This is a genomic window from Bacillus sp. T2.9-1 (assembly GCF_950097965.1).
In the GTDB taxonomy this organism is placed as follows: Bacteria; Bacillota; Bacilli; order Bacillales; family Cytobacillaceae; genus Niallia; species Niallia hominis.
The window spans coordinates 63,517-78,300 of record NZ_CATNHG010000097.1; the positions used below are offsets into that span (position 1 = coordinate 63,517).

Annotated in this window: 12 protein-coding genes; 4 read left to right on the plus strand and 8 right to left on the minus strand. The window is 34.5% G+C overall.

The genetic code is table 11. The features are described from left to right. Positions 1-186: 186 nt before the first annotated feature. Together QQZ16_RS13670 and QQZ16_RS13675 are read right to left on the minus strand one after the other, a co-directional pair. Positions 187-732: a hypothetical protein gene (locus tag QQZ16_RS13670; RefSeq protein WP_031536353.1), complete on the minus strand. Its 546-nt coding sequence runs from the start codon at positions 730-732 to the stop codon at positions 187-189. A 439-nt stretch (positions 733-1,171) separates the two neighbouring features. Next, positions 1,172-2,104 (minus strand): carbohydrate kinase family protein, encoded by a 933-nt coding sequence (locus QQZ16_RS13675; protein WP_031536354.1) that lies wholly within the window; start codon positions 2,102-2,104, stop codon positions 1,172-1,174. Between the two features lie 258 nt (positions 2,105-2,362). Here QQZ16_RS13675 and QQZ16_RS13680 point away from each other — a divergent pair, with 258 nt between their 5' ends. Continuing rightward, positions 2,363-3,199 carry an undecaprenyl-diphosphate phosphatase gene (locus QQZ16_RS13680; RefSeq protein WP_235248190.1) on the plus strand — a complete coding sequence of 279 codons (837 nt, stop codon included), beginning with the start codon at positions 2,363-2,365 and terminating at the stop codon, positions 3,197-3,199. A gap of 38 nt (positions 3,200-3,237) precedes the next feature. Here the strand turns inward: QQZ16_RS13680 and QQZ16_RS13685 are convergent, their stop codons facing one another. Further along, positions 3,238-4,284, minus strand: coding sequence for an AI-2E family transporter (locus tag QQZ16_RS13685; protein ID WP_235248191.1), 1,047 nt, complete (start codon positions 4,282-4,284; stop codon positions 3,238-3,240). 319 nt (positions 4,285-4,603) lie between these two features. Between QQZ16_RS13685 and QQZ16_RS13690 the strand changes: the two genes are divergently transcribed. Beyond that, positions 4,604-5,992 (plus strand): amino acid permease, encoded by a 1,389-nt coding sequence (locus tag QQZ16_RS13690; RefSeq protein WP_284561414.1) that lies wholly within the window; start codon positions 4,604-4,606, stop codon positions 5,990-5,992. Between the two features lie 55 nt (positions 5,993-6,047). On the opposite strand, the gene QQZ16_RS13695 is transcribed toward QQZ16_RS13690, so the two are convergent. Then, the gene (locus tag QQZ16_RS13695; RefSeq protein ID WP_284561415.1) at positions 6,048-9,173 is read right to left on the minus strand and encodes an MMPL family transporter; all 3,126 of its coding nucleotides are present in this window, start codon (positions 9,171-9,173) and stop codon (positions 6,048-6,050) included. Between the two features lie 17 nt (positions 9,174-9,190). Continuing rightward, a complete protein-coding gene (locus QQZ16_RS13700) occupies positions 9,191-9,646 on the minus strand; it encodes a MarR family winged helix-turn-helix transcriptional regulator (RefSeq protein ID WP_284561416.1) in 456 nt (151 codons plus the stop codon). Positions 9,647-9,942: 296 nt separating this feature from the next. Here QQZ16_RS13700 and QQZ16_RS13705 point away from each other — a divergent pair, with 296 nt between their 5' ends. After that, positions 9,943-10,323 carry a hotdog fold thioesterase gene (locus tag QQZ16_RS13705; protein ID WP_284561417.1) on the plus strand — a complete coding sequence of 127 codons (381 nt, stop codon included), beginning with the start codon at positions 9,943-9,945 and terminating at the stop codon, positions 10,321-10,323. 224 nt (positions 10,324-10,547) lie between these two features. Here the strand turns inward: QQZ16_RS13705 and QQZ16_RS13710 are convergent, their stop codons facing one another. The 3 genes from QQZ16_RS13710 to QQZ16_RS13720 all read right to left on the minus strand — a co-directional run bounded on the left by QQZ16_RS13710 (position 10,548) and on the right by QQZ16_RS13720 (position 13,969). Continuing rightward, the gene (locus tag QQZ16_RS13710; RefSeq protein ID WP_235248203.1) at positions 10,548-12,212 is read right to left on the minus strand and encodes a glycoside hydrolase family 13 protein; all 1,665 of its coding nucleotides are present in this window, start codon (positions 12,210-12,212) and stop codon (positions 10,548-10,550) included. Positions 12,213-12,269: 57 nt separating this feature from the next. Then, complete coding sequence (locus QQZ16_RS13715; protein ID WP_235248218.1) at positions 12,270-13,295, minus strand: LacI family DNA-binding transcriptional regulator; 1,026 nt, start codon at positions 13,293-13,295, stop codon at positions 12,270-12,272. 299 nt (positions 13,296-13,594) lie between these two features. Then, positions 13,595-13,969 carry a winged helix-turn-helix transcriptional regulator gene (locus tag QQZ16_RS13720; RefSeq protein ID WP_235248221.1) on the minus strand — a complete coding sequence of 125 codons (375 nt, stop codon included), beginning with the start codon at positions 13,967-13,969 and terminating at the stop codon, positions 13,595-13,597. 178 nt (positions 13,970-14,147) lie between these two features. Between QQZ16_RS13720 and hxlA the strand changes: the two genes are divergently transcribed. Beyond that, on the plus strand, positions 14,148-14,780 hold the full coding sequence (gene hxlA, locus QQZ16_RS13725) for a 3-hexulose-6-phosphate synthase (RefSeq protein ID WP_235248229.1): 633 nt from the start codon (positions 14,148-14,150) through the stop codon (positions 14,778-14,780). Positions 14,781-14,784 lie beyond the last annotated feature (4 nt).

Below are 14,784 nucleotides of genomic sequence, written 5' to 3' on the forward strand. Positions count from 1 at the left end.
TTTCACCAAAAGTTCTGTCATTAACCATTTGCGCTATATCCATTTCATACCAAAAAAGCGACCCTTTAAAGGGTCACTTTTTTCATTTATATAAAAATCCCCTTACTAACGATATTAATTACCAAGAAGCTATCCTTAGTAGGGGTATAACATTTGTTGTCTAGGTATGATAAAAATATAATAGCTTCATGCTGCTTTTTTCGTAAAAACAAGTGGATATAATTGTAATTCCCCTTCATAAACCCTATGCATATTATATTCATCTAATAAATCATATGGGGTTATTAAACAAGGTGGCTTAGTAAAAAATAAAACACCACTTTCATGTAAGATAGATGCAACAAACTGTGAACAAAAATAAGCATTTTTCCGATTATAAGGTATTTTAAATAAAATAAATAATAGGCCAAGAAGATTGTAGCGGTAATTTCTTTGTTCTTTCTCCATTTCTTCAATCTTACACTTCATTTTTTCATATTGTGTCTCCGTCACAGAGATGGAATATATGATGCAACGGCTTTTTCGAAAAAAATCATGTTTTACATTTTCCTTAACAAAGCCGCCAACAAAGGGATTGCTAGGTTTCCTTCTGCCAAAACTATACACTTCATTTAGTTGTGGATCAAAGGAAATAGATGCATGATTATGGGGCTTTCTCGTAAATAACTTAATACAACGTGTGAATAATGTTCCTGTATCAGATAAAATAATATATACTTTTTTTTCCGTCACACAAACACCCCTCCCTTCTAAAATCCGTAATTTACACTCTTTTCACTTTACTTTCGTAAATAAATAGATCGTAAGGAAATAATTGTTCTGATGTATCTTTTAATTTTCAAAGACACCTATTACTTTTTCCATTCCTCTGTACTATCATATAAAGATTATCTAAGTCTTGAAACAAACTCTTGGATTATTTTTGTCTACGTCTTTAGACTTAAAAAGTGACAAAAAGCATCCTTACATAAGAATTCTGCCATCATGATGGTTGTTCCTTCTATGTAAGCATGCTTAAAGCAATTTTTTAATTAAGGATGTTTTCGTTACATGCACTTTCCTTTCCATGGGGTACGCCTAAGCCAAGTCGCAAGCTTAAACTGTGGAGCCGCCATTCTCGCTTATCACCTAGGAGTTTATGTATTCAGGATGCTCAATATGTCTAATTAATTCATTTTAGGACAAGTGATCGATAATTATCCAGGGGAGGTAAGGATCCCTTTTTAGTTGCGACCATTGCTCCTAGCTTATTGGCACACCTTATATAATTCACCATCTCTTCCTCTGAATTAGGGAATCCTTTTTCGTGTATATAAAATAGAATTGTTGCCATAAATGCATCGCCAGAGCCATTGGTATCTAAAACATTCACCGCCTCTGCAGGTACATGCATTTTTTTCTCAAGCAATCGTCCAATAGCTCCTTTTTCTCCGAGAGTAACAAGCTGAAATGGGATATTTAAATTTGCCAGCTCTTCCATCCCTTCTTCCACCGTATCTACCTCCATTAGAAAATAAAGCTCTTCTCTTGATAGCTTTAGAATATCAACAAAAGGCAAAAGTTCTCTAATCACCTCTCTACATTCCTCTTCCTTATTCCATCTTTTCAAGCGTATATTCGCATCAAAAGCAATTAGCAGCCCTTTTTCCTTTGCTAAGCTTATTGCTTTTTTCGTTGCTGCTCTTGCATGTGGATGAAAAAGTGTACCTGATCCAAAATAGAAAATAGCTTTATTTTCAAATGATTGTCCTTTAATATCTGATTCCAATACGACTTCATCGGGAGTTTCATTTTCGTAGTTATGAAAGTGTCTTTCCCCATCTTCATCGAGATGAACAAAAACTTTGGAAATTTTCTTTGTTGATGTCCGAACGCTTTCATCCAAATTTATTTTTTCCTTTTGCATCTCTTCTTCCACAAATATACTATCTTCATCTATTCCTAACTTTGTAATATAAAAGCTTGGAATAGCAAATCTACTTATATGTACAGCGACATTAACAGAAGCTCCTCCTAAATTTCTATCAAAACTGTTATTATCCCTTGTTTGTGAAACAAAATCGATAAACGCATCACCAAGAGATAGAATTCCTTTTCGAGCCATATTATTCTCTCCCCCTCTACTTTACTTCCTTAGTATATCTTCATTCCTCTTATTAAGCATTTTAACTCAAAGAATTTTTGATAAAATTAGTGAAACTTATAATTCTATTTCTACGTTTTACTCTATGTAAAAATTTAAATGGCAGAAATTTTACATCACATATCATTCAGCTTTTGCAAAATATTTGTTATGATAGTTGGGTGTATGTTTTTGAAAAAGTAATTTACATATTAATTGATAAATAGGAGTGAACAAGGCTTGGATAAATTATGGGAATTAATTGTTGCCTTTATTTTAGGCATAGTAGAAGGTTTAACTGAATTTGCACCTGTTTCATCAACAGGACATATGATACTTGTTGATGATTTATGGTTAAAATCAGGAGAACTTATTTCACCTGAAGTAGCAAATACCTTTAAAGTAGTGATCCAATTAGGATCGATTTTAGCAGTAGTCATTATCTTCAAAGATCGCTTTCTTAATATTCTTGGTTTGAAAAAAACGATTGATGGCGAAAAAGTAACAGGACATAAATTGAGCCTCGTACAAGTTATCATTGGGTTGATCCCAGCTGGTGTTTTAGGGCTCCTTTTTGATGATTACATAGATGAACATCTATTTAATTTTGAAACAGTGGTGTACGCTTTGATTGTTGGAGCTATTCTGATGATTATCGCAGACTATACACAAAAGAAAAAGAAACCAACTACAACTTCTTTGGATCAAATCACCAATAAACAAGCGTTTTTCATTGGTCTATTCCAATGTATTGCCTTATGGCCAGGCTTTTCAAGATCTGGATCAACGATATCTGGTGGCGTACTTATGGGACTAAGTCACCGTGTCGCAGCTGATTTTACCTTTATTATGGCTGTACCGATTATGGCCGGGGCAAGCTTTATTTCTTTATTAAACAATTGGGAATATATCACATCTGCGTCTCTTCCATTCTTTATTGTTGGATTTATCAGTGCATTTATTTTTGCATTAATTTCCATTCGATTCTTTTTAAAGTTAATTGATCGAATTAAATTAACACCATTTGCAATTTATCGTATCATTATTGCCATTATTATTATTGTAGTGTTCTTATAAACCTAGTGAATAATACTATCCTTAACAAAAAAGTCACCTCATTTTGAGATGACTTTTTTGTTTGAACTTTTTTTACTTCCCTCTTTTTTGTCGCTCTTCACTTCTAATATATCTAACAAGAATATGAAAATCGGGATACCGACGATTAATCCCCAGACTCCAAAGAAGTGTTCAGAGAAAATAAGGACAATAAATGTGAAAAATACTGGCAAATCTGTCTTAGAAGACATTAGTTTTGGGTTTAAAATATATGCCTCAATAGAGTGGATAACCATAATTAAGATAACAACCGAAATGACATGACTTATTCCTCCGACCGTATAGCCAATAATGCATAATGGAATGAAAGAAATAATCACACCTGCAACTGGTATAAGACCAAGCAAAAATATCATAATGCCTAAACCAAATAATTGAGGAAATCCAAGAAAATATAAAGAAGCTGTCGTTAAGATACAATTAATTATGGCAATTATAAATTGTGCTTCAATTACTTTTCCAAAAGTAGCAACAAATTTCTTTCCAAAATACATGCATTCAAAATAAATCGGTGCTATTTTGCTAGTATGGAAACGATTAGCAAACAATCGTAAGCGATCTTTTTCTAACAGAAAAAATAAGCTTAGCACGATCGCCATAAACACTTGAAGAAGATTTCCCCAAATATTAGTAAAATACTTAAATATAAAGGTGATTCCCTGATGCAAATAAGTTGTGATACTAAAATCATTGATTTTATTCACTATAAAATTTAACACAACATTATCATGTGGCTGCATATAAAAATCTGTAAGCTGAATAACTAATCCAGATATTTGCTGAATGACAACAGGTAAATAGGTGGAAATCCCATATATAAGCAAGAATATCACTGAAAAATAGAGTAAGATAACAGCTATTGTCCGTTTAATTGCAAACTTACTTGTAAATACCTGAACAAGTCTATCCATTAAGTAGGAAAAAATAAAAGTAAATAAAAGGAGATTTATCATACTTCGTACAAAATAAAGGCATAAACTAATTAAAATTAAAATTAAAACTCTTTTTACTCCTTTTTTTCGAAAAAATGAAAGCAATATTTCCATGTGAAAGACTCCTGACGCTGACGATTTATAATACCTAGCCAATAGAAATTTTTTTACTTTACAACTTATTATCAATCCAATAATGAAAAATAACAAGAAAAAACGATTGAATTTTTTTACACTTTCTTTTGAATATAGATCTTATTCGATGTCCTTATTATTTTCACCAAATTGTAACAAAAAGGAACAAGTTTCTTTATTTTTTAGAAAAAACTTTCTTTACAGTCTATATGAAAATTAGTAAAATAGGAAAGTCGTTTTTCAATTTGGTCGACATTTTTATGCAATTTTCGCAATTTTTTATCATCAGGAGGTTTACATGAGTATCTTCAGAAAAAAGGCAGTAACGTCAAGCACTAATACCTCGCTTAATCGTGTACTCGGTGCATTTGATTTAACGATGTTAGGGGTCGGTGCAATTGTTGGTACTGGCATTTTCGTATTGACAGGTGTTGCCGCTGCTAAATATGCAGGACCTGCTCTTATTCTTTCCTTTATAATTGCAGGCCTTGCCTGTACTTTTGCGGCTTTATGCTATTCGGAGTTTGCTTCTATGATTCCGCAGTCAGGCAGTGCCTATACTTATAGCTATGTAGCATTTGGAGAAGTAATCGCTTGGATTTTGGGCTGGGATTTAGTATTGGAATATGGACTTGCTTCGGCCGCTGTGGCAAGTGGCTGGTCAGGTTATTTTCAAAGCCTGTTATCAGGTTTTGGTATCCATTTGCCTACTTTTATGACAAGTGCCTTTAACCCTGCAAATGGTACATTTATCGATATCCCTGCTATTATAATCGTCTTTATTATTACGCTTTTATTAACGAGAGGGATTCAGGAGTCCTCAAAATGGAATATCATTATGGTATTCATTAAATTAGCAGTCGTTTTACTCTTTATATTTGTTGGTGTCTGGTATGTAAAACCTGATAATTGGGTACCCTTTACACCATTTGGTTTTTCTGGAATCACTACAGGGGCAGCTGTTGTGATATTTGCTTATTTCGGCTTTGATGCTGTTTCTACAGCAGCAGAAGAAGTAAAAAATCCACAAAGAAATCTGCCTATTGGGATTATTTCCGCCTTAGCCATTTGTACTATACTCTATATTATTGTATCGCTTATTCTAACTGGAATTGTTCCTTATCATCAATTAAATGTCAAAGATCCTGTTGCCTTTGCTCTTAGCTATATTAATCAAAATTGGGTAGCTGGCTTTGTTTCTCTTGGTGCTATTATCGGAATCACGACCGTCTTAATGGTAATGATGTTTGGGCAAACTCGCCTTTTTTACGCCATTAGTAAAGATGGTTTGCTTCCAAAATCTATGCAAAAGGTTAGTAAGAAAAACCAAGTACCTATTGTCAGCACATGGATAACATCCGCTTTAGTAGCAATTTTTGCTGGTTTAGTGCCATTAGATCGATTAGCAGAACTAACCAATATTGGGACATTATTTGCATTTACTATGGTTTCCCTTGGTGTCGTCGTCTTACGTTACACTCAGCCAAACCTTCAAAGAGGATTTAAAACTCCTTTCGTACCATATATTCCAGGACTAGCTGTCATTTTTTGCGTTTATTTAATGCTTCAGCTAAGCAGCTTCACATGGAAAGGCTTTGTCGTTTGGCTAGTAATCGGATTGATTATTTATTTTTCATACGGTTTTAAGCATAGTAAATTAAATAATACTAGCGAAAACTCTATTTAATAATAAAAAGAGGAAGACTTTAAGGTTACAGCCTAAAGGTCTTCCTCTTTCTTATTTAGTCATTAACTCGTTTAAACGGCCACCAGTTTGCTTCTCCAAAATTCTTAACAAGTACAGGAATAAGCAATGGCAAGATGATAAACGCGTATAAAAATAATCCAACTAATACTATACTAGCTATTTGCAATAAGGAAAGCATTCCTGATGGCATCATTGCTGCGAATGTACCACCTAAAATAATGGCTGCTGATATAATGACAGTTCCCATCCTCTTCATTGCTTCTAGCATCGCTTCTTTTATTGTTAAATCCTTATATTCATTGAAGCGATCCATAAGGAAGATACTATAATCCACACCTAAAGCCACTAAAATAACAAAGGCAAAAAATGGTACTGCCCAGCTGATTCCTGTATAGCCAAGCATATTGACAAAGATAGCTTCATTTATTCCAAGTGCTGTGTAGAATGTTAAAATCAATGATCCAATTATATAGGCTGGCATAATGATGGAACGGAATAAAAAGATTAATACAATTGAAATTCCAATCATCATCCAAATAACGGTATTCGTATAATCTGCATCTGACATCGTTCGAAGGTCTGCGTTTGTACTGGTAATTCCTGAAACAGCAACTTCAGCGTTTTCTAGCTTCGTCCCTTTTGTTATACTTTCCACACTATCCTTTATCACATCAATTTGATCGATGGCATCGTTAGAATAAGGGTTATCTGCGAAAATAACATCAAAAGTCATAATTTTGCGATCGGGAGATAAATACGTATCTAATGCGTCCTTGAATTCGTCACTCTTTAATACTTCTTCTGGAATATAGAAACTATTTGTTTCATTCTTGGATAAACCAGCTAAATAGTCTGTAGCAGAACCTATTCCATCGGAAACTTGATCTAATCCTTCCGCACTTTGTGTTAGTCCATCGGTTAATTGCCCAAGCTGTCCGCCAATTTCGCTAAAACCATCCAATAACTGCTTCTGTCCATCATTAATACTGCTTAAGCCATTCGTTAATTTAGGCATATTTTCAACAATTTGCCCTTGACCGTCTGCTAGTTGATCTAACCCTTTTTGCTGTTGGTCTATTCCCTCAATTAATTGCTGTAGCCCAATTGAAATATTGCTTTGATTTTTTAGAATCTCGGCATAGCCTTCATTTGCGGTACTGACTCCCGATTGTAATTCTGCAAGGCCATCATTTAATTGACTTATCCCATTGCTAATGACCGGTAATTGCTGTTGAGCTCCTAGAAATCCTTCTCTTATACCGAGGTAGCCTTCCTCATCAGCTAATCCAGCATATTTATTTTCTAAATAGCCAAATGTTTCTTTTGGAATTTTATTTAGACCTGTGGCTAATTGCTCTATACCAGAACCAATTTTTTGATATTCCAAAAGGGCAGTGGCTAAATTAGTTTCCACTTTTTTATAGCCGCTTTGTAAATCTTTATGTGCAGCCAATAATGCTTCTGCTCCTGATTTTGCTTCTACTAAACCAGCTTTTATTTGATCAGACCCAGCCGATCCTTGGCGAATGCCTTGCTCAATCTTTTCGAGATTATTTTGAATTTCGCCTAAGCCAGCTTTTACATCATCAGTTCCTTTAATAAGCCCATTAATCCCATCGGCTGCATCATTAAGCTGTGGTTCAGAATTTTGCAACTCATCTCCAGCACTGTACAGTCCTTCACTTATTTGATCAAGTCCTTCTTTTCCTTGATCCAATCCCTCTTCTAGCGTCTTAGCCTGATTAGAAATATAAAAATCCTCAATCGATTCTCCCATTGGTCTCGTTATGGAACGAACTTTATCAACTAAATCTACTTTAGCTAATTCAGTTGTAACCGAGTCTGCTAATGATAGGTATTCAATCGAGTCTAATTCATCATCATTTTTAATGATAACAGTTGTTGCCATCGATTCTCCTGGTCCAAAGCTGTCAGCAATGGCATTAAATGCTTTAATAGATGGATAATCATCACTAATTTCTTCTAAGGAATTAAAAGAAAGATCCCCATCATATGTGATCAAGAATGGAACACATATAGCTGCAACAATAAGTAAGGAAAGCAACGGTCTTTTTAAAGAGAAATCACCTGTCATTTCCCATAATTTACTATCCTTATGTTCTGATGACCCTTTTGATGGCCAAAATAATTTATTCCCTAGCAGTAACATGAAGATTGGCACCACCGTGAACAAGGCTACCAATAGAATTGCTACTCCAACTGCGACAGCAGAAGCAGATTGATAAAGTACAAATTTAGAGAATCCAATCGCAGCAAAACCAATCATTACAGCGACACCACTAAAAAATACGGTTCTGCCTGCATTCTTGTACGTTTCCACTATCGACTCCCAAATACTTTCCCTGTGCATCATTTCTTCTTTAAATCTACTTAATAGAAGAATGCAATAATCTGTTCCTATGCCAAAGAGTACTGCAACTAAGAAGATTTGCGTATAGGTGGAAATCGGAAAATCAAATTTATCTACTAAAATAGACACGATAGATTGAGATGCTAAATAGGTAACACCTACTGTGATTAATGGAATAAACGGTGCAATAACTGATCTAAATACAATTAATAGCACTGCAAGAATAAAGACAACTGTTATCCCTTCAGTCTTCTTTAACCCTTCTTGCGAACTATTAACTAAATCTTGGTCAATCATCCAATTGCTCGTATAAAAGTGATCTACATCATATTCTTCGATCGTTTTATATAATGCATCACTTACTTCCTCTGCTTCTCGGCCATTCCAGCTAATCGTTAATGAGGTGAGAATGGTTTTTCCATCTTCTGAAACCAATTGATCTTCTAAATCTTCATTGGTAAAAGAAGAAATAATATCTGTAATTCCAAGCTCTTCCTTGTTTGCTTCTAATGCTTCAACTGCCTTTTTCGCTTCCGTTATATCATTATCAGATAACTTTTTGTCATTATGGAAGACAAGTGCTACAGATGACTGCTCTCCCACATTTTTCTGATTTTGAATTTCATCCAGAATCTTTCCTGCTTGGGAAGAGGAATACTCATCAGGTATACTAATCTGTCCTTTTTCCTCCACTAGATCTCCCATATTTGGAGCGATGATAAATAATCCTACTATAGCGATAATCCAAGCTCCAAGAATAAACCATTTTCCTTTTAAAATAGCATTCACTTTCTTACCTCCAACCTTTATTCCTTATTTCCCTCAATCAGTCCATCTAATTTCGCATAAGTATCTAAGAAATTTTGAATTTCAGTATGTTCAAATTTCGAGATGACAGATTCAATCACACTTTGAATTTTTTTCTCCATTTCGCCAAAAATCACTTTGCCGTCAATGGTCAAGGTTAAATAAATGACACGCCTATCCTTTTCGTCCCTTGTTCTTTCCACCCATCCTTTTTCAACAAGACGATTGATAATGGGTGTAATGGCACTTTTCTTAACACCAAAGACAACCGCAAGCTCAGTCGATGTACATACATGGACATTATTTATATGGCGCATCGTAAAATGCTGCTCTGTAGTAAGAACATCACCGATTTCCTGTCTAATTAGCTGATCAAATTTACGATTTACTGAAAAATTTATACTGACATATCGGTCAATAATTTGATCTATTTCTTTTCGATTAATAACAGTCACCTCTCCTTCTTTTAGTTAAATAGCTTAACTATTAAATATTTTAACTTTATTGTTATTTTTATGTCAACAAAAAATTTTCATTCCTAAAAGATACAGGAAGACTATTCAATCGAACCTTTACCATCAGTTTTTCTCCCTTTCCTCCATAAATAGTGAGCGTTTTATTAAAACTTAAGAGGAAGATAAAAGCGATGACATTCCTATTAAAGGAAGGGGCAAACGAACTTAAAAGATACCTATGTTATAATAAGGAAAAAAAACAAACGGAGAATAAGATTATGTTTCCAAACATTTCAATGAAAAATACGCTTATGGAAAGCTTAGGAATCAAAATAGTGAATGTGAAAAATGGAGAATGTATTGCGACAATGCCAGTTGATGAAAGAACAAAACAACCCTTTGGCTACCTTCATGGCGGGGCTTCCGTTGCCTTAGCAGAAACGGCTGCCAGTGTTGGAGCAGCAAGTCTAGTTGATTCGAAAAGACAGGCTGTTTTTGGACAAGAAATAAATGCAAATCACATTCGCTCCGTAAAAGAGGGGATAGTAACTGCAACTGCTACAGTTATTCATCAAGGAAAATCTAGCATGGTTTATGAAATCAAAATAGTGAATGATAATAAGGAATTAATCTGCATCTCTCGGTGTACGATGGCGGTAATTTGTTTAAAAAAGTGATTCTTTCGTTTGGCTGATTTATTTGGCTTTTGGCTGATATCCTGTTTGCTTTGGCTGATTTATTTGGCTTTTGGCTGATATCCTGTTTGCTTTGGCTGATATCTCCACTATTAGGCTATAATCCCACGTAATTTACGGATAAATTTCACTTAACACACAAAAAAGTGCATCCAAAATGCCAGTTAATCTGACTTTTAGATGCACTTTTGCCTTTAAACTACATGTTACTTACACGTATATAATCTTGCTTCATATGGCTGCAATGAAATCGAAGTAGTTGGCTCATGCTCTTCCACTGCATAGTTCGCTAACAATAGATTTTCATGCTCTAACTCTACAACACGATTTTCAAATACTGCCTCTTCTGCTGATAAATTAGTTATAATAACCATTTTTTTATCATCTAGTGTTCGCGTATAAGCAAATACCTGATTATTTTCCTCATCTACTAAATCAAAGGTTCCATAGGTTAAAATAGGACCTGATTTTTTCAACTCAATCATTTTCTTGTAAAAATGATAAATAGAATCTGGATCTTTCTTTTGATTTTCTACATTAATATCTAAATAGTTAGGATTAATCCCCATCCAAGGAGTATGTCGGGAGAATCCTGCGTAAGCCTCGCTTGACCATTGCATTGGAGTTCTAGAATTATCACGGCTAGAAGACCAAATAATTTCCATTATCTCCTTATGGCTAACTCCTTCTTCTCGTTTCAATTTATATAGATTTTTTGTTGCCACATCATCATATTCCTCAATTGTCGGAAACTGAACATTTGTCATGCCTATTTCTTGACCTTGATAGATAAATGGCGTTCCTTGCATAAAGAAATACATCATGCCAAAAGCCTTCGCACTTTCTTTCCAGTATTCTTTATCATTTCCCCATGTAGAGACAGATCTCGCTTTATCATGGTTTTCGATAAATAGCGCATTCCAGCCTTTATTCTCTAAACCTTTTTGCCATTTATTTAGTACTTGCTTCAATTCCATAACATCTACGCCGTAATTTTTTTCATTATCCCATAGATCGAGATGCTCAAATTGAAAGACCATATTAAATTTACCTTTTGTTTCTCCAACCCAAAGCTCTGCTTCTTCCACTTTAACTCCATTTGCTTCTCCAACTGTCATAATGTCATATTTAGCAAATGTCTCGTTTTTTAATTCTTCTAAATAGGTTTGAATTCCCTCCACATTCATATGTTTTTCAAAGGATGGAACAAAGTCTAAATTTAAAGGATTATCCAAATCCTTTAATCCTTTTTCTTTTTTGATATGGCTGATTGCATCAATTCGGAAACCGTCAATTCCTTTATCAAGCCACCAATTAATCATATCGTATATAGCTTTTCTTACATCTTCATTTTCCCAGTTTAAATCCGGTTGTTTTGTTGAGAAAATATGCATAAAGTACTGTCCCGTTGTCTCATCAAGCTTCCATGCAGACCCGCCAAATATACTTTCCCAGTTATTAGGCTCCTTCCCATCTATGCCATCTCTCCAAATATACCAGTCTCTCTTTGGGTTATTTATAGACGAGCGAGATTCCAGAAACCATTTATGCTCATCACTCGTATGATTTATAACTAAATCAATGATTAACTTCATTCCGCGTTGATGAACTTCATAGAGAAGTAAATCAAAGTCAGCCATTGTTCCAAACTCATCCATAATATCTTGGTAGTCGCTAATATCATAGCCATTATCATCATTTGGAGATTTATACATTGGACAAATCCAAATGCAATCAATACCAAGATCTTTTAAATAATCTAATTTTGTTATAATCCCCTTTAGATCCCCTATCCCGTCTCCATTTGAATCCATGAAACTTCTAGGATAAATTTGATATGCTACTGCTTCTTTCCACCACTTTTGCGTCACTGTTTTAACTCCCTTTCTACATCTAGTTTCTGTCTTATTACCACTATTAAGCTTGTATTACTCTGCTACTTTACAACATGAGTTTCTTTCCACCATTTTCGCTGGCACTGTTATTCGCTTCATTACTGAATTAGGATACGTTATATCATCAAGTAAACATTTCGTTGCTTCGACGCCAAGTTTAAAAATATTGATATCAACACTTGTCAACGAAGGCTTCATGTACTTACCGGTTGAAATATTATTAAAGGCAACAATCGATAAATCTTCTGGAATAGATATAGAAAGTTCCTCTGCGTAGCTGATTAATTCAATCGCAATAAAGTCATCGGAAACAACTAATGCTGTCGGGCGACTCTCCATATTCAATATTTCAGCAAGCTTTTCTTTCGTTCTCCCAGCTATTTCCTTATCATATACAATTAATTCCTTTTGATAAGCAATTCCATTTTCCTTTAATGCTTGTTTAAATCCTTTTAAACGATCAATCGTAAAAACCATTTCTATATTTGCACCAATAAACGCAATTCTTTTATGTCCTAATCGTATTAAATGCTCCGTAATTTGTTTCGTAATAAACACATTATCATTATCCACAAATGTAATTCTTTCAGCATTCTGATACGGTCTACCAATGACAGTAAACGGAAATTTTTTCTGCAATAGATAATCCATAATCTGGTCATTTGTTTTACTATATAAAAGAATGATTCCATCCACTCTTTTGCCCTGAACCATCTCTATAACTTCTTGTAATATTTCCTCTTCTGTTGCTCCAGTCGTCAAATAAATACCAAACTGGCTTTTTCTTGCCTCTAAACATATTCCTCTTAATACTTCTGGAAAAAATGGGTTTTCCAGTACCCTTTCTGTTGAGTTCGGCATAACAATCCCAATCGTTTTTGTGCTCTTTACTACCAAACTTCTTGCTTGAAGATTCGGATGATATCCTAATTCCTCCATGGCTTCTCGAACTTTACGCTTCGTTTCCTCACTTATTTTAGGATGATTTGCAAGTACTCTTGAGACTGTGGAGGGAGAAACATTTGCTAATTTACCAACATCTTTAATAGTTACTGCCATGCTTGCATGCACCTCCATCCTTTTAAGCACTATTATGGTAAACGTTATCATTTTGTTTCAAAAAAATTTGTAGCTTCATTCACCTTTTCGTGCAAACGATTGCATTAACATATGTAGAATATACCATAGGAAATGTTTTATATCAATAAAAAATTATATTGGGAGGAATTGATGCTTTTAAAAAAAGATGTTTTGCTTTTCGGGCTCAGAGAGGGCATTACACTCTTTCCAAAGCAGCTTTAATATCCAATCTACCAAAAAAAACCTCACAAGGAGGATTTTTCTCGTACATATAAAATTTATTTATCCAATGACTCTAGTTCCTTTATCACTGGAGGATTTTCTAGCACAGTGTCCATATAATTTCGTCCCCAACTATACATAGCATCTAAAATCGGCATAAGAGATTCGCCTTCCTTTGTTAAGGAGTACTCCACTTTTGGTGGCACAACAGGGTAGACAACTCTTTTTACAATATAGTCATTTTCTAATTCACGTAATTGATTTACAAGCATACGTTGCGTTATTCCAGGTATCAAAGCCTTTAATTCTCCAAATCGCTTTGTTCCTTCCTTTCCCAGATGCCAGAGAATGAGCATTTTCCATTTTCCGCCTATTATGCTTAAAGTTAGCTCTTTCTCACAATTGAATTCTTTGCCTGCCATTCGTTCCATCAAAAAACCTCCTTCATCTAAAATATACTTAGTATACTTTTAGGCACTATGTAAAAATAAAGTGCGTACTTACTTACATGGATTATAAAACGTATAATAACGATTGTACAGAAATTAAACATATTTCAACACAGCTTAGCACAATATATAACGAAAAAAAGAAAAGGAGCAAATCAAAATGAAATTACAATTAGCATTAGATTTAGTAAATATCCCACAAGCAATCGAGGTAGTATCACAGGTTGAGCAACATGTAGATATCGTGGAAATTGGAACACCTGTTGTAATTAACGAAGGACTTCATGCAGTTAAACAACTAAAAGAAGCATTCCCGAACGTATCTTTTTTAGCTGACTTAAAAATTATGGATGCAGCTGGATATGAAGTAAGCCAAGCAGTTAATGCAGGTGCTGATATTGTTACTATTTTAGCAGTAGCAGAAGATGAATCTATTAAAGGCGCTGTAGCAGAAGCAAAAAAACATGGCAAAGAAATTCTTGTGGACATGATTGCTGTTAAAGATATTAAAGCTCGTGCACAAGAATTAGATGCATTTGGTGTTGATTACATTTGTGTTCATACTGGTTATGATTTACAAGCAGTTGGGAAAAACTCTTTTGAAGATTTAAAAGCTATTAAAAGTGTTGTAAAGAATGCAAAAACTGCTGTTGCAGGTGGAATTAAATTCGATACATTACCTGAAGTTATTGCAGCACAACCAGATTTAGTAATCGTTGGTGGAGGAATCACTAGCCAAGAAAACTTAAGCGAAGCTGCTTCTAAATTTAAAGAACTAATTGCTCAAGGATAAATCA